Source organism: Pseudarthrobacter sp. NPDC092439, from assembly GCF_044754945.1.
Classification (GTDB): Bacteria; Actinomycetota; Actinomycetes; order Actinomycetales; family Micrococcaceae; genus Arthrobacter.
This window is the reverse complement of sequence record NZ_JBIVQB010000001.1, coordinates 557095-572195: the sequence shown is the minus strand read 5'-3', so window position 1 is coordinate 572195 and position 15101 is coordinate 557095. Positions and strand designations below refer to the sequence as shown.

General features: G+C 65.9%; 16 protein-coding genes, 1 tRNA gene and 1 other RNA gene. 10 read left to right on the top strand and 8 right to left on the bottom strand.

Annotation, left to right across the window (positions count from 1 at the left end):
- Positions 1-93: 93 nt before the first annotated feature.
- The gene (locus ACIQCM_RS02690) at positions 94-384 is read left to right on the top strand and encodes a hypothetical protein (protein ID WP_400603416.1); all 291 of its coding nucleotides are present in this window, start codon (positions 94-96) and stop codon (positions 382-384) included.
- A gap of 124 nt (positions 385-508) precedes the next feature.
- On the opposite strand, the gene ACIQCM_RS02685 is transcribed toward ACIQCM_RS02690, so the two are convergent.
- Positions 509-1234 (bottom strand): FadR/GntR family transcriptional regulator, encoded by a 726-nt coding sequence (locus tag ACIQCM_RS02685; RefSeq protein ID WP_400603417.1) that lies wholly within the window; start codon positions 1232-1234, stop codon positions 509-511.
- Between the two features lie 194 nt (positions 1235-1428).
- Here ACIQCM_RS02685 and gndA point away from each other — a divergent pair, with 194 nt between their 5' ends.
- Positions 1429-2865, top strand: a complete 1437-nt coding sequence (gene gndA, locus ACIQCM_RS02680; RefSeq protein ID WP_400603418.1) for an NADP-dependent phosphogluconate dehydrogenase — start codon at positions 1429-1431, stop codon at positions 2863-2865.
- A gap of 89 nt (positions 2866-2954) precedes the next feature.
- Here gndA and epsC read toward each other — a convergent pair whose 3' ends face one another.
- The 3 genes from epsC to msrA all read right to left on the bottom strand — a co-directional run bounded on the left by epsC (position 2955) and on the right by msrA (position 5102).
- Complete coding sequence (gene epsC / locus ACIQCM_RS02675; RefSeq protein WP_400603419.1) at positions 2955-3539, bottom strand: serine O-acetyltransferase EpsC; 585 nt, start codon at positions 3537-3539, stop codon at positions 2955-2957.
- A 38-nt stretch (positions 3540-3577) separates the two neighbouring features.
- On the bottom strand, positions 3578-4513 hold the full coding sequence (gene cysK, locus ACIQCM_RS02670) for a cysteine synthase A (RefSeq protein ID WP_400603421.1): 936 nt from the start codon (positions 4511-4513) through the stop codon (positions 3578-3580).
- A gap of 64 nt (positions 4514-4577) precedes the next feature.
- Positions 4578-5102 (bottom strand): peptide-methionine (S)-S-oxide reductase MsrA, encoded by a 525-nt coding sequence (gene msrA, locus ACIQCM_RS02665; RefSeq protein ID WP_400603422.1) that lies wholly within the window; start codon positions 5100-5102, stop codon positions 4578-4580.
- A gap of 79 nt (positions 5103-5181) precedes the next feature.
- Here msrA and ACIQCM_RS02660 point away from each other — a divergent pair, with 79 nt between their 5' ends.
- Both ACIQCM_RS02660 and ACIQCM_RS02655 read left to right on the top strand, forming a co-directional pair.
- A complete protein-coding gene (locus tag ACIQCM_RS02660) occupies positions 5182-6120 on the top strand; it encodes a Nif3-like dinuclear metal center hexameric protein (RefSeq protein WP_400603423.1) in 939 nt (312 codons plus the stop codon).
- Between the two features lie 90 nt (positions 6121-6210).
- Positions 6211-6948, top strand: coding sequence for a zinc ribbon domain-containing protein (locus ACIQCM_RS02655; RefSeq protein ID WP_400603424.1), 738 nt, complete (start codon positions 6211-6213; stop codon positions 6946-6948).
- A gap of 15 nt (positions 6949-6963) precedes the next feature.
- Here the strand turns inward: ACIQCM_RS02655 and ACIQCM_RS02650 are convergent, their stop codons facing one another.
- Positions 6964-7728, bottom strand: a complete 765-nt coding sequence (locus tag ACIQCM_RS02650; protein ID WP_400603425.1) for a YaaA family protein — start codon at positions 7726-7728, stop codon at positions 6964-6966.
- 55 nt (positions 7729-7783) lie between these two features.
- On the opposite strand from ACIQCM_RS02650, the gene rnpB reads away from it, so the two are divergent.
- From rnpB to ACIQCM_RS02625, 5 genes are all read left to right on the top strand, one after another.
- Positions 7784-8171: RNase P RNA component class A (gene rnpB, locus ACIQCM_RS02645), an RNA gene on the top strand.
- Positions 8172-8233: 62 nt separating this feature from the next.
- A complete protein-coding gene (locus tag ACIQCM_RS02640; RefSeq protein WP_400603426.1) occupies positions 8234-8743 on the top strand; it encodes a TspO/MBR family protein in 510 nt (169 codons plus the stop codon).
- Between the two features lie 245 nt (positions 8744-8988).
- The gene (locus ACIQCM_RS02635) at positions 8989-10467 is read left to right on the top strand and encodes a glyceraldehyde-3-phosphate dehydrogenase (RefSeq protein WP_400603427.1); all 1479 of its coding nucleotides are present in this window, start codon (positions 8989-8991) and stop codon (positions 10465-10467) included.
- A 66-nt stretch (positions 10468-10533) separates the two neighbouring features.
- Entirely contained in the window at positions 10534-10743 is a 210-nt protein-coding gene (locus ACIQCM_RS02630) for a hypothetical protein (RefSeq protein ID WP_400603428.1), read from the top strand.
- Positions 10744-10862: 119 nt separating this feature from the next.
- The gene (locus tag ACIQCM_RS02625; protein WP_400603429.1) at positions 10863-11660 is read left to right on the top strand and encodes an HNH endonuclease family protein; all 798 of its coding nucleotides are present in this window, start codon (positions 10863-10865) and stop codon (positions 11658-11660) included.
- 12 nt (positions 11661-11672) lie between these two features.
- On the opposite strand, the gene def is transcribed toward ACIQCM_RS02625, so the two are convergent.
- The 3 genes from def to orn all read right to left on the bottom strand — a co-directional run bounded on the left by def (position 11673) and on the right by orn (position 13166).
- Complete coding sequence (gene def, locus ACIQCM_RS02620) at positions 11673-12245, bottom strand: peptide deformylase (RefSeq protein WP_400603430.1); 573 nt, start codon at positions 12243-12245, stop codon at positions 11673-11675.
- A 93-nt stretch (positions 12246-12338) separates the two neighbouring features.
- A tRNA-His gene (locus ACIQCM_RS02615) sits at positions 12339-12411 on the bottom strand.
- 128 nt (positions 12412-12539) lie between these two features.
- Positions 12540-13166 carry an oligoribonuclease gene (gene orn, locus ACIQCM_RS02610; RefSeq protein ID WP_400603431.1) on the bottom strand — a complete coding sequence of 209 codons (627 nt, stop codon included), beginning with the start codon at positions 13164-13166 and terminating at the stop codon, positions 12540-12542.
- A 175-nt stretch (positions 13167-13341) separates the two neighbouring features.
- Here orn and mptB point away from each other — a divergent pair, with 175 nt between their 5' ends.
- On the top strand, positions 13342-14898 hold the full coding sequence (gene mptB, locus ACIQCM_RS02605; protein ID WP_400603432.1) for a polyprenol phosphomannose-dependent alpha 1,6 mannosyltransferase MptB: 1557 nt from the start codon (positions 13342-13344) through the stop codon (positions 14896-14898).
- Positions 14899-15101: the final 203 nt, after the last annotated feature.

Below are 15101 nucleotides of genomic sequence, written 5' to 3'. Positions count from 1 at the left end.
GTCATTGCAGGCCAAACGGCCTGTGATGGCGGGGTTTTCGCGTTTCGGGCACCGGCACCGGGCATTGTCGGACCCCTGCCGTAGGTTGCGCGTATGGAACAGGTAATAGTGCGCACCGGCAGGGACGGGCTTCCGACGGCGGTGCTCCGGGACGGTCGGCAATGGGACGTGGCTGCCCAGCCGGTCAGGTGGTATGAGCGCATCAATTGGTGGGAGGTTCATCGCCGGATGCCGCGCGGTGCAGCGGGTGTGGACGTGGAGGTCCTCCAACTGCAGGTCAGGCTGGGCCGCAACCGGAATTCAGCCCTGACCACCATGGTCCTGGAGCGCGACGGCCTGGGCGGCGGCTGGCGGCTGCGGGAACAGGCGGCAGATGCGGCCTGACCCGTCCCGCTGCCCCGGGGCAGTGGAAAGCCCTCCACCGCGACTATTGGGGGATGCCGCGGGGGAGGGCCTGAAAACGAATATACCGTGAACTTCCGGAAACAAAAAAACATTGCGGCCGGTTTCAGGGCGCCACCGGAACAAAGACCCTGGGCTGGCCTGTCCAGGTATCGGCCATCCGGGAAATGGTGCGGCGGAGGATGCGGTCGGATGCTTCCCTGGCCGCCGCGGCGTCCCCCCGGCTGATGGCTTCGGCAACGTCCACGTGCCACTGCAGCGCGCCCTCGTGCGGATGCTCCGGCATGAGGCCGTGCACCGTGCGCCCGGTCAGCGTTTCGGCCACCTGCCCCATGAGGTTGGCGAACATTTCGTTCCCGGAGCCCGAAAGCAGCAGTGAGTGGAACCGGATGTCCAGTTCAAGGAAACGGGCCACGTCGCCGCTGTGGCCGGCTTCCCGCATGGCGTAGGCGGCGTCCACCAGTTCCAGCCTGAGCCCGGCCGGGGCGTTTTGCGCGGCCAGCTCCGCCGCAGCGGGTTCGACGGCGGCGCGCAGCTCTGCGAGGGACCGCAGCTGGGCACCGCGCGCCTCACCGGCAAGCCGCCACCTGATCACCTGCGCGTCGAAGGGGTTCCAGCGGTGCGACGGCAGAACCCGGATTCCCACCCGTTTCGTCGTCTCCACCAGGCCCAGCGACTGCAGGACACGGACTGCCTCACGGATGACTGACCGGGAAACCTGCAGTTCGTCTTCCAACTGCTCCGCGAGCATGACGTGGCCGGCAGCCAGCTCGCCTGAAATGATGCGGGTGCCAAGGCTTTCGATGGCACGGTGGTGCAGGCTGCTGGTCATGCTGATAAGCCTAGTGGGAACGGTACCCGCGTCCGCTGCTGCGCCAACCGGTCCCGACACACAGGGTTCCACGGTGCGGTCACCGCTTTTCCGCACGCCGGGGAATATATATGCTTTATTCCGACCCCTCGATAGAGCGGTGCACCCGGAACCGGGGCCGCCGTCCGTCGCATGAAGATGAATTGGAGTATTTGATGTCTGCACACATCGGTGTCACCGGCCTCGCGGTGATGGGTGCCAACCTGGCGCGCAACCTTGCCCGGAACGGATTCACGGTAGCCCTCCACAACCGCTCCGTGGGAAAGACAGACGCGCTGCTGGAGCGGTACGGCTCTGAAGGTGACTTCGTCCGCACCGAGACCCTGCAGGAGCTGGTGGATTCGCTGGAGAAGCCCCGCCGCGTCCTGATCATGGTCAAGGCCGGCAAGCCGGTCGACTCCGTCATCGAGCAGCTGGAACCGCTCCTGGAACCGGGCGACATCATCATCGACGCCGGCAACTCCCACTACGAGGACACCCGCCGCCGCGAGGCTGCGCTGGCCAAGAAGGACCTCCACTTCGTGGGCGTCGGTGTCTCCGGTGGTGAGGAAGGTGCCCTCAACGGCCCGTCCATCATGCCCGGCGGCTCGAGGGAGTCCTACAAGGCCCTCGGCCCGCTGCTGGAGAAAATTTCGGCCAAGGTGGACGGCGAGCCCTGCTGCGCCTGGGTTGGCACCGACGGCGCCGGACACTTCGTGAAGATGGTCCACAACGGCATCGAGTACGCGGACATGCAGGTCATCGGCGAAGCCTTCGACCTGCTGCGCTCCGGCGCAGGCATCGAGCCCGCAGAGCAGGCCAAGATCTTCACCGAATGGAACCAGGGCGAGCTGTCCTCTTTCCTGATCGAAATCTCCGCCGAGGTCCTGGGCCACGTGGACGCCAAGACCGGAAAGCCGTTCGTCGACGTCGTGGTGGACGCCGCCGGGCAGAAGGGAACCGGCCGCTGGACCGTTATCTCCGCCCTGGAACTGGGCTCGCCGGTATCCGGCATCGCCGAATCCGTCTTCGCCCGCGCACTGTCCTCGCAGGCAGGCCAGCGCAAGCTTGGCCAGGAACTGCTGGCCGGCCGCGAGGCAGAGGTGCAGATCCCGGAAACGTTCGTCGAGGACGTCCGCCAGGCGCTCTACGCCTCCAAGCTGGTCTCCTACGCCCAGGGCCTGGACATGCTGACCTCGGCCGCCAAGGAATACAACTGGGACCTCAAGCTGGACGAGATCGCCAGCCTGTGGCGGGCCGGCTGCATCATCCGCGCCGAGCTCCTCAAGGACATCACCAAGGCCTACGCGGCAGAGGAAAAGCCTGCCAATCTCCTGTTCGCTCCGGCCTTCACCGAAGCCATCGCCGACGCCCTCCCCGCCTGGCGGCGCGTCGTTGCCACCGCGGTCCAGCTCGGCATTCCGGTGCCCGTGTTCTCCTCCTCGCTGGCCTACTACGACGGCCTGCGCCGCAAGCGCGTCGCAGCGGCCCTGATCCAGGGTCAGCGCGACCTGTTCGGTGCACACACCTACGGACGCGTGGACGCCGAGGGAACGTTCCACACGCTGTGGGGCGAGGACAAGTCCGAGGTTGAAGCCGTGGACACCCACTAGGCTCTGCGCCCACGAGTTTCAGCAGCAACGCGAAAGGCGGGCAGCCTCCCGGGAATCCGGGGGAGCTGCCCGCCTTTCGGCTTGAAGTGTCAGATCCGGTATTCGATGTCGTATTCGGCCGGGTCCACGGCGGGTTTGGTTTCCCGCTGGGCGTCCCGATGGCGCCACCTGGCGGGAACGCCGGTGACGATCGACTCCGGCGGTGCGTCCTTGACCACTACGGCGTTGGCACCCACGGCGCTGTCCCGCCCGATGGTGATGGGGCCAAGGATCTTCGCGCCTGCGCCGATGGTGACACGGTCGCCGATGGTGGGGTGCCGCTTGATCCGTGCCAGCGAGCGGCCGCCCAGGGTCACTCCGTGGTAAATCATGACGTCCTCGCCGATTTCCGCGGTTTCGCCGATGACCACACCCATTCCGTGGTCGATGAAGAACCTCCGGCCGATCGTTGCGCCTGGGTGGATCTCGATGCCGGTCAGGAACCGGCCCAGCTGGGAGAGCAGGCGCGCGGGGAACCGCAGGCCAGGGCTCTGCCACATCCGGTGCGTCAGCCGGTGGATCCAGATGGCGTGGAGGCCCGAATAGGCGAAAAAGTTCTCGAAAGAACCCCGCGCCGCCGGGTCGTGTGACCGGGCGGCGTCGAGGTCTTCCTTCAGTCTTGCGAAAAAGCCCACAAAGTCCTTTCTACAGGAAACAGGGGGAGTGCGACTGATCAGCCGCGGATGTCGTCGTAGAGGACCGTGGAAATGTAACGCTCTCCGAAGTCGCAGACCACGGCGACGATCAGCTTTCCCTTGTTTTCCGGGCGCTTGGCCAGCTCAAGCGCACCCCAGACGATGGCGCCGGAGGAGATGCCGCCCAGGATGCCTTCCTTGACGCCAAGTTCGCGGGCAACGCGGACGGAATCCTCCAGGCTGGCGTCCAGGACCTCGTCGTAAACGCTGGTGTCCAGCAGTTCGGGGATGAAGTTTGCGCCGAGGCCCTGGATCTTGTGCGGTCCGGGTGCCCCGCCGTTGAGGATGGGGGAGTCCTTGGGCTCCACGGCCACGATCTGCACGCCGGGCTTGCGTTCCTTCAGGACCTGGCCGACGCCGGTGATGGTTCCGCCGGTGCCCACGCCGGAGACGAAGATGTCAACCCCGCCGTCGGTGTCAGCCCAGACTTCCTCGGCCGTGGTGTCGCGGTGGATCCGGGGGTTGGCCTCGTTGGCGAACTGCTGTGCCCAGATGGAGTTCTCAGTGTTGGCCACGATTTCCTGGGCCTTTTCCACCGCGCCGCGCATGCCCTCGGATCCGGGGGTCAGGACGATCTCGGCACCGAAGGCGCGCAGCATGACGCGGCGCTCGGTGGACATGGTCTCGGGCATCGTGAGGATGACTTTGTAACCCCGGGCAGCCCCCACCATGGCCAGGGCGATGCCCGTGTTGCCGGAGGTTCCTTCGACGATGGTGCCGCCGGGCTTCAGGGCGCCGGACTTTTCCGCTGCGTCGATGATGGCCACGCCGATGCGGTCCTTGACGCTGTTGGCCGGGTTGTAGAACTCGAGCTTGACAGCGACGGTGGCGTCCAGCCCCTCGCTGAGCCGGTTCAGCCTGACCAGCGGAGTTCCGCCAACCAGCTGGGTTACATCGTCATAGATCCGTGCCATGTACATACGCCTATCTTTGAGGGGTGGATACTGAGGTCAGCCTAACGAGGCCGCCCAAGGCTGGCTAAGCGTTAAGCCATGCAGAGTAATATTTCCGGGCCTTGGCGAGCTTGGGATTGATGATCACCTGGCAGTAGCCCTGTTCCGGGTACCGGGCGTAGTAGTTTTGGTGGAATTCCTCGGCCACGTGGAACCGCGGCAGCCGGCTGACTTCGGTCACGATCGGGTCCGCCCACAGCGCCTGGTTGCGTTCGATGGCCTCCTCGAACAGGATCTTCTCTTCCGTTGTCTCATAGAACATCGACGACCGGTACTGCGTGCCCACGTCGTATCCCTGGCGGTTCAGTGTGGTGGGGTCGTGCAGCGCGAAGAACATGTCCAGGACAACGTCGGCGGGGATGACTTCCTCATCAAAAGTCACCGCGACCACTTCGGCATGCCCGGTGGTGCCGCTGCACACAGAGTAGTAGTCAGGCTCGGGATCATGGCCGCCGGTGTAGCCGGAAACCACGGAGGTGACACCCCTGGTCTTCTGGTAGACGGCGTCGAGGCACCAGAAGCAGCCTCCGCCCAGGACAAAAGTTTTCATGATCTCTTCAATGGTTGGCGGGCCCGGATGATTCCCTGCTCCTGCCGGCCGGACCAAACGATGGGGTAGAAATAAGACTATGGAACCTGAGGACACCGACGTTACCGGACCAGAGACCCACGACGGCGATGCCCCCTTGGCCGGGCCCGGTGGCTCCGGTTCGGCGGCAGCGGCTTCCGAAACCGTTCCGACCCTGGCCGAGTTGCTCCTGGCGGTGGAGGAGCTGTGGCCCGAGTCGCTGGCGGAGAACTGGGACGAGGTGGGTCTGGTAGCCGGGCATCCGGCCGCACCGGTTTCGCGGGTCATGTTCGCCGTGGACCCCACGCTTGAGGTGATCGAGGAGGCCGTGGAGTGGGGTGCCGAGCTCCTGATCACTCATCACCCGCTCCTGCTGAAGGGCGTCACCACTGTCGCCGCCACCACCCCCAAGGGGCGGGCCGTCCACCGCCTGATCGAGTCGGGCACCGCGTTGCTGACGGTACACACGAATGGCGATTCCGCCGTCGGTGGCGTTTCCGATGTCCTGGCGGATGCGCTGGGGCTCCAGGACGTCGCCCCGCTGGCGACGTCGGCCAACGGACTGCCGGAAGAGGGCATCGGCCGCGTGGGCGAACTGCCGGATGCCATGAGCCTTGGCGATTTCGCTGCCCGCGTGTTCGGCATCCTGCCGTCGGTGGCCGGCGGAGTGCGCGTTTCCGGCGACAAAGACGGCCTGGTTCGGCGGATCGCAGTGTGCGGCGGTGCCGGGGACTCGCTGTTCAACGAGGTCAGGGCGAGCAGCGCGGACGTCTACGTCACCGCAGACCTGCGGCACCATCCTGCCTCGGAAGCGCGGGAAGCGGCCCTCAATGGCCGGCCCTACCTGGTGGACGTCTCGCATTTCGCCAGCGAATGGCTGTGGCTGCCGGCGGCCGCATCGGCGCTCGGAAACGTGCTCAGCGACCAGGGCCACGACGTTGAAATCCGGGTCAGCACCACCAACAGCGACCCGTGGGACTTCATCCTCACTCCCGGCTAAGCCGGGCGGGGAAGCAGGCCAGCAGCTAGAGTCTAGGAAGCGCCGGTTCGGTGCCCGGCTCCGGCCGGTAGGGATTAAGCGGAGGTAAAAGTGGCCAAGGCAGCACCGGCAGAACAGTTGAAGTTGCTCGAACTGCAGGGACTGGACGCCAAGCTCACCGCGCTCGCCAACCGCCGGCGCGCCCTGGAGACGGACCCGCGGATCAAGGACCTCGAAGCGGCGCTGGGTGTGGCCAACGGCGAACTCGGCGCGGCCAAGGTGGCCGTCCATGACGCTGAAGCCGAGCTCAAGCGTGCGGAAGCCGACGTCGAACAGGTCACCTCACGGATCAACCGGGATGAAGCCCGGCTCAACAGCGGCACCGGGCTGTCCAAGGACCTGGTGGCCCTCCAGAAGGACATCGCCTCGCTCAACAAGCGGCGCTCGGACCTGGAGGACGTGGAACTGGAAGTCCTGGAACGTCTGGACACCCTGCGCGAAAAGCAGGCCGCCCAGCAGCAGATCGTGGACGACATCCAGGGCTCCTTCGGCTCGATCCGAAGCGAGCTCGACCAGCAACTGGCCGCGGTCGACGCAGAAGCGGCGGAGGTCAAGGGCCGGCGCGCCTCCTTCGCCGGGACGCTGGATGCCCCGCTGCTGGCGGTCTATGAAAAAACCCTTGCCAGGCGCGGGGTGGGGGCAGCCCGGCTGTTCCATGGCACCTCGGAAGCCTCCGGCATGAAACTCAGCCCCGGGGACCTTGCGGACATCAAGGCTGCAGCTCCGGAGGACATCGTGTTCTGCCCGGACTCGGGGGCCATTCTGGTCCGCTCCGAAGAATGGGCCTGACCGGCCCTGCTGTTCTCAGCCCGGCAGGATGATATTCAGTGCATGCGGCCTGCGGGCCGTTCCGGGCACCAGTTCCGCCGTCCACTTTTCCTGCGCCGCCTTCAGGAGGGCCTGGGGTGTTGCGGGAGCCTTGCCCCGACGGGTCAGCAGATGCCGCGCCAGTTCGCCGCGGGTGTGCTTGGCAAAGTGGCTCACCACCTTGCGGACCCCGCCGGTTTCGGTGAAGACGTTGACGGCGGCGGTCCGCTCCGGCGGCGGCGCCCAGGCGGCCGCGTAGGTGCTGGAGCGGCAATCGACCAGCAGCTGCCCCTCCGCCACCGGGGCGAGGGCAGCGGCCAGGTGCGGCTTCCAGAAGGGGGCGAGGCGACCGACGTCGGGCAGTGCCGTCCCCATTGACAGCCGGTAGGCGGGAACGCTGTCACAGAAGCGGATGGCGCCCCAGAGCGCGGAAATGACCAGTACGGCGTCGTCCGCCTTTCGCCGCTGGGCGGCACTCATGCTTTCGTACCCCAGCGCGTCGTAGAGGACGCCGGAATAGATCCGGTGCGCCGGCGCCGCGGGTTCGGCGTGCAGCCGTGTATTGCGTACGACGTCGTCGCGGAGGGATGCCCCCACGCCCAGCAGGGCGAGGGCATCCTCGTGCGCACTGACCGTGCCCAGTGCCTCGAGGACTTCGGCCCGCCTGGCGTTCAGGGCCGGGAAAGCGAGAGAGTCCCAGTCGAGCGCGGCGCCCCGGGGGGCCGGCGTCTTGCCTTCAGAGGGGGGAAGCAGAATCAGCACCGTCCGATCCTACCGGCGGCAGGAGAGGCACAGGCGCCGGTAGACTGGACGCGGATGGGACAGCCAGGCGGCCGCGCGTCACGCAAGTGGCTCGAGGAACGTCCGGGCTCCACAGGGCAGGGTGGTGGGTAACGCCCACTCGGGGTAACCCGCAGGCCAGTGCCACAGAGAACAGACCGCCCGCCTTGCCGTCCCCGGACGGCAAGCGCAGGTAAGGGTGAAACGGTGGTGTAAGAGACCACCAGCTTCCCGGGTGACCGGGAAGGCTAGGTAAACCCCACCCGGAGCAAGGCCAGACAGGACACGTTTGAGGGCTGCCCGCCCGAGTGTCCGGGTAGGCCGCTGGAGGGTGCCGGCAACGGTACCCGTAGATGGATGGCCGTCGCTCCTTCGCCGGTAACAGCGGGGGAGTACAGAACCCGGCGTATCGGCTGTCCCATCCACATGCTTTTGCTTGACCTGGATCGCTGTCGATTGACCTGGAACGCTGTTGGGGATCTGAACCGTGCCTGCTGATACTTCCCCCGCGCCCCGCCGGGCCCGTGACCTGCCCGCGCTCGCCGGGTTCATCGCGTTGTCTGCCGCCACATGGTTCCTGGCCGCTGTTCCCATCCGGTCCGCCGGCAGCTGGTTCGCCGCCTCAGCCCAGGCCCCCTGGATGCCCCCGGGCTGGCTGTTCCGTTCCATGTGGATGCTCCTTTACGCCGGGGTGGCCATAGCCGCCTGGCTGGTCTGGCGCCGGGGAGCCCTGCGCGGCAGCACCCTGGCCGGTTACTGTGCCCAGCTGGGACTCAATGCCGTTTGGCCGCTGGCATTCTTCGGGTTGTACCCGCTCCTTGGCACTCCCGCTTTGTGGGCCGCCTTCCTCCTGATCACTGCCCTGGCAGCCTCCCTGGCCTTCCTGATCCTCCGCTTCGGGCCCGTCAGCGGAGCCGCGGGCCTGCTGCTGTTGCCCTATTTTTCGTGGGTTGTTTTCTCCGCCAGCCTCAACCTCTACTCGGCGATGCACAACTGAACCCCTGTGCGCGTGTGAGTGATTTCACGCGTCCGGAGCCTCCCGGCGCGCGGCGGCCAACCTAGAATGGATTCCGGACGTAGAAGTTCTCCCGCCGGAGCTGCGTTCGCAGCCGGCGGTTTTTCTTTGCAGCGACCCATGCGCCTGCGGGCCGAACCCGGCAGGCCACGGTGCCCCTGGACATCATCCGGTGGCCGACATCCGCGTACGAAGACGTATGCGGCTGAACCGAGGAAGGTATTTCTGTGAGCCAGACGTCAGATTCTTGTCTTGATACGTGGATGGGCCGGGAGGCCCTTGCCGAAGCCATGATCCCGGTCATCGGGCGGCTTTACCGCGAAAACAACGTGGTCACGAGCATCCACGGCCGGAGCCTGATCAACAAGTCCACCATGAACATCCTCAAGGCGCACCGCTTCGCACGCCGGATGAGCAAGGACGAACTGCGCCTGGAGGAGACCGCCCCGCTGCTGAACGCGCTCGCCGGCATGGAACTGGGCGCGGCGGCCATTGACATCGCCCGGCTGAACCAGAAGTTCAAGGACGAAGGCGCCGGTGCCACCCTTGAGGAGTTCCTCCGCGCCGAGCTGGCAGAGATTGTGGGCAAGCGCGGCGGCGACGACCGCACCAGCACGGACGTCGTGCTCTACGGCTTCGGCCGTATCGGGCGCCTCCTGGCCCGCCTCCTCGTTGAGAAGGCCGGGGGCGGCCACGGCCTTCGCCTGCGCGCCATCGTGGTGCGCCGCGGATCGGACAACGACCTTTCCAAGCGCGCAAGCCTGCTGCGCCGCGACTCCGTCCACGGCTCGTTCGAAGGAACCATCCGGATCGACGAGGATGCCAACACCATCACGGCCAACGGCGTCCAGATCCAGGTCATCTACTCGAACGATCCCGCCACCATCGACTACACGGCGTATGGCATCAAGGACGCCCTGGTAGTGGACAACACCGGCCGCTGGCGCGACAGCGAAGGCCTGTCCCAGCACCTGCAGAGCAAGGGCGTTGCCCGCGTCCTGCTCACGGCGCCGGGCAAGGGCGAGCTGAAGAACATCGTCCATGGCATCAATCACGGTGACATCCTGGACTCAGACCGGATCGTCTCCGCCGCGTCCTGCACCACCAACGCCATCACCCCGGTCCTGAAGGCCATCAATGACAAGTTCGGCGTGGTCCACGGCCACGTGGAAACTGTGCACTCCTTCACCAACGACCAGAACCTGATCGACAACTTCCACAAGGGCGACCGCCGCGGCCGCTCCGCCGCGCTGAACATGGTCATTACCGAGACCGGGGCCGCGAAGGCTGTGGCGAAGGCGCTGCCCGAGCTCCTGGGCAAGCTGACCGGCAGCTCCATCCGCGTCCCCACGCCGGACGTCTCCCTGGCCATCCTGAACCTGAGCCTGGAGAACGGCACCACCAAGGACGAGGTCAACGACTTCCTCCGCGAAATGTCCCTGCACTCGGACCTGCGCAAGCAGATCGACTACATCGACTCCCCGGAAGTAGTGTCCACGGACTTCGTCGGTTCCCGGCGTGCGGGCATCGTGGACGGGCTGGCCACGATCTCCAACGACAAGAACCTTGTCCTCTACGTGTGGTACGACAACGAGTTCGGCTACAGCTGCCAGGTGGTCCGGGTCATGGAGGAAATGGCCGGGGTTAACCCGCCGTCATTCCCGGCCAGGGAGTCGGCTGCCGCGCTGGCAGCCATCTCGGTCTAGCAACGGTCGTCCGGTTTCCCGCCTGATCCTCTGGAATCAGCCGGGAAACCGGATCACACTGGTGGCATGACTAAGGAAACGGCAGTCCAGCACGAAACCACCCTCGAACATGCCCTTGACGTGGCCAAGGCCAACCACAAGGAAGCGGTGCGCCTCCTCGAAGGTGCGCGGGCAGCCCATGCAACAGGCGACGTCGGCAACGAGCGGGTGCGCCAGCTTGAGGGCCTGCTGGCGATCGCCGAGGAAGACTTGCGTCGCGTGATGCGCGAGCAGTAGCGGCCACCGGTCCCATGTGACGCTTCACTCGTCCTCCACACTGTGGAAATCTGCGGAGCGGGAGCACCGGTGCCCTAGGCTCTTCGGGTGCAGGATGTATATCGCAATGCGGTGACGCCATGAGCGTCAGCTGGACCGCCTACCGCCGTGCCCGCCGCCGTTCCCGTCAGGCCTGGGCACTGCTGGCCCTGGCTGTCGTCTCGGCGCTGGCAGCACTGGCGTGGTTTTTTACCGACGGCCAGTTCGCATTGGCGGAGCCTACGGGCGCCGGCCCCGCCGAAGCTCCCGTGTTCGACCCCGTTTGGATGAAGCCCGTGGCGCCCGTCCGTCCGGTGCCGGACGCCAGCGCGCTTTCAGTTCTCGAGGGGCTTCCGGTCAAGGGACGCGCCCCTGCGGCCAACTACCAGCGGGAAGCATTCGGCCAGGCATGGCTGGACGCGGACCGGAACGGCTGCGATACCCGCAACGACATCCTGCGGCGCGACCTGGCAGAGCTTGAGTTCATGGAACGTTCCGGGTGCCGGGTGTCGGCTGGCCGCTTCCAGGATCCGTATACGGCGAAAACCATCGACTTCCGCCGTGGCGCAGACACCAGCCGCGAAGTTCAGATTGACCATGTGGTGGCACTGTCGGATGCGTGGCAGAAAGGCGCCCAGCAGCTTACAGCAGGGCAACGCCAGAACTTTGCCAACGATCCCGTGAATCTGGTGGCCGCGGACGGTGCCGCCAACCAGCAAAAGGGGGCCGGTGACGCTGCAACCTGGCTGCCCAGGAACAAGGCGTTCCGCTGCCACTATGTGGCCCGGCAGGTATCGGTCAAAGCCGCCTACGGCCTCTGGGTTACCCCGGCCGAGAAGGAAGCCATGCAGAGGGTTCTGGCAACCTGCCCCGGCCAGGGGACTATTCGCGCACGGTGAGGCCGGTGGAACCTAGTGGCCGAAGGGGTCCGGGTCCACGCCGGGCATCCAGGTCAGCCCCGGAACACCCCAGCCGCTCTTCTTCGCCTGCTTCATCGCCTTTCGCGCGTAGCGGTCGATCAGCCGGTTGACATAGAGCTTGCCATCGAGATGGTCGTATTCGTGCTGGATAACCCGCGCAAACCAGCCCGTGGCTTCGAACCGGACCGGCTCGCCATAGCCGTCGAATCCTTCCACGCGCGCCCACTCCGCCCGCTTCAGCGGGTAGTGGCCGCCCGGGAAGGAGAGGCAGCCCTCTTCCTCGTCATCCGGATCAGGAAGCGCCCCGGAGATCTTGGAGAGCGTCAGCACGGGGTTCACCACTACGCCCGTGGGGGGAACGCCGTCGTCGTTGGCGTATTTGTAGACGAAGATCCGCTTACCCACGCCGATCTGGGGGGCGGCGAGGCCTACGCCGTTCGCGGCGTCGTTGGTCTCGAACATGTCCGCGATGAGGCTGCGGAGCCCGTCGTCGAACACTTCAACTTCGGCTGCCCGGCGGTGGAGAACGGGCTCTCCCCAGATAGTGATCGGCAGAACTGTCATGGCGTCCGTCCTTCGCGCTACGGCCGGTAATCGGTACAGGGGGCTACGCAAAAAAGGAGGCCGTACCGGATATCCGGTACGGCCTCCCGTGAGGGTGAGCGACGGGGGTTGAACCCGCGACCTCCTGGACCACAACCAGGCGCTCTGCCAACTGAGCTACGCCCACCATGTGCCCGCATAACGGCCGGCTTCCCGGCCCTCTGGAAAGGCAACTCAAATAGCTTACCTGCTGTTGAGTGCTGTTTTGGCCACTTTTCCCGTTTTCCCCGAAAATTCGTAGAAACGTGGCGCAGATTACCCCTGCGGCAGTTCCGGGTCGCCCGCTGTGATGCGGCGCGCGATCTGCTGGGCAGTGGCGCTGTCCGGGCCCGGCGCGGGAACGAAGACGGCCTCGCGGTAGTACCGGAGCTCGTCGATGGAATCCTTGATGTCTCCCAGGGCGCGGTGGCCGCCCTTCTTAGCAGGTGACTGGAAGTAGGCGCGCGCGAACCAGCGGCGCGAGAGTTCCTTGATGGTGCTGACGTCGATGACCCGGTAGTGCAGGTGCTCAACCACAGCCGGCATGTCCCGGGACAGGAATACCCGGTCCGTTCCCACCGAGTTGCCGCCGAGCGGGGCCTTGCGGGGGTCCGGCACCCACTCGGCGATGTACTCCATGACGAGTGCCTCCGCTTCCGCCATGGTCTTGCCGTGAGGCAGTTCCTTCAGGAGGCCGGACTTGGTGTGCATATCCCTGACGAAATCGCCCATCTGCGCTACGGCGGCGTCTTCCGGCTTGATGACAACGTCCACGCCGTCACCCAGGATGTTCAATTCCGAATCCGTGACCAGGGCGGCCACCTCGATCAGGGCGTCATTCTTGATGTCCAGGCCGGTCATTTCGCAGTCGATCCAGACGATTCGTTCGTTAGTTATAGGCACCCGACCAGCCTACCTTTACACCTCCCGGCGGACCGCCGATGCTAGGATTTTGGGACGCGCGGCGGATGATTCCGCCGCATGTTCCACCTGCCGCGGCGGTCCACGAGGGACGCCGCGCCCGGCCGCTGCGCGCAAGACACCACCTCTTCGCGCAAGAAGATTGGACGACCCTGAGATGACGGCGCCTGTGCCCGGGACGGGAGAGCTGGCCGCTGACGCGGCCGTCCCTGCGGAGGGCGCCGAAATGGACAGTGCCCGTTCGCCGCTGATCGCCGGCTTCGCGGGTTCCATGTTCATGCTGGTCGGATCCCTTGGGGTCGGTTGGCTCGCACCCGTCTCCGAACTGCGCCGGATGCCTCTGTTCATCTGGATGCGCGCCGAAGCGTTGGGGGTGGCCCTCTCCATCATCCTGCTCGCCGCCGGCGGGATGCTGCTGGTACGGGCATGGCTGCGCCTGGGGCAGAAGGTGCGCGTATGGGGGCCTGCGGCGCGGAAGGCGACGCTGGCGGCCGTCGCGGCCTGGGGGCTTCCGATGATGTTCAGCGTCCCGCTGTTCAGCCGGGACGTGTACGCCTACATCGGCCAGGGCCGGCTGATGGTGGAAGGCTTCAACCCGTACGAAAACGGGATCTCCGCGCTGTCAAACTATTTCCAGCTGGGTGCTGACAAGATGTGGACTGAGGCGCCCGTCCCGTACGGCCAGCTTTTCCTGTGGATCGAGCAGTTCGTGGTGTGGGTGACCAACGTCCAGCCGGAGGCCAGCATCATGCTGTTCCGCCTGGTTGCCCTGTTGGGTGTGGTGCTCTGCATCATCTATGTGCCGCGGCTGGCGGAACTGCATGGCGTGAACCCGCACCGGGCCCTGTGGCTGACCGCTGCGAATCCGCTCTTCCTGACCAACTTCATCGCCAGCGTGCACAACGATGCGCTGATGATCGGCCTGGCGTTGGCGGGCCTTTACTACTCCGCCACCCGGCGCGTGGTGCGGGGCATCGTCCTGGTCACGCTGTCCATTGCGGTTAAGCCCATTACGATCATCTTCCTGCCTTTCATTGGCCTGATGTGGGCCGGCAAGGAAGCAGGCTGGCTGCGGAAGTTCTGGTTCTGGGGCCTGACTGCCGCCCTGAGCCTGGGCCTTCTGGTGCTGATGGCGCTGGTCAACGGCTTTGGCTTCGGCTGGATCAACGGGCTTTCGGCGCCCGGCAGCCTCGCCATCTGGTACGCCCCCGTGGGGCTGGCCGGCATGGTGGTGGGCTCGCTGGCAAGGGCGTTTGGGCTGGAGTACGACGTCTTCTCCGGGCTGGTATTCAGCGCCGGAAAGATCCTTGCCCTCGGCATCATTGCCTGGCAGATCTTCAGGGGCGACCATGACCGGCTGATGCGGCGGCTGACCCTGGCACTCGCCGCGGTGGTGGTGCTGGCACCAATCATCCAGGCCTGGTACGTCGTGTGGCTCATTCCGCTGTTCGCCGTCACCGGCATCCGCAACGACTGGCAGGTCAAGGCGCTCTACTTCGTCGTGTCGTTCTTCATGATCTACGCCATCTCGGACCAGCTGGAAGTATTCCCGTACCTGCAGACCGAGGACCTCGGCATCGCGCTGGCCCTCGCGCGGGTGGCTGCGGCGCTGACGGGCCTGCTGTTCGGCCTGTACCTGATCTTCTGGGACCCCCGCACACGGACCCTGTTCCGCAAGACCGGGGATCCCGTCGTTGAACGCCCGGTGATCTGACCAGCCGCACCAGCCGTTCCGGCCGCCTGCAAGCGCAAAACGAAGCACCCCGGTCCAAAGGCCGGGGTGCTTTCCGGTGAACTGCACGATGGGCGATGTCGAAGCATGAAGTCTTCGTTCCCGCCGTCACCGCGATGCCGGCCTGAAGGCCGTCGAATCCCGGTCCCGCCACCCGAACAGCAGCCCATGTAGTGCGCCCGAAA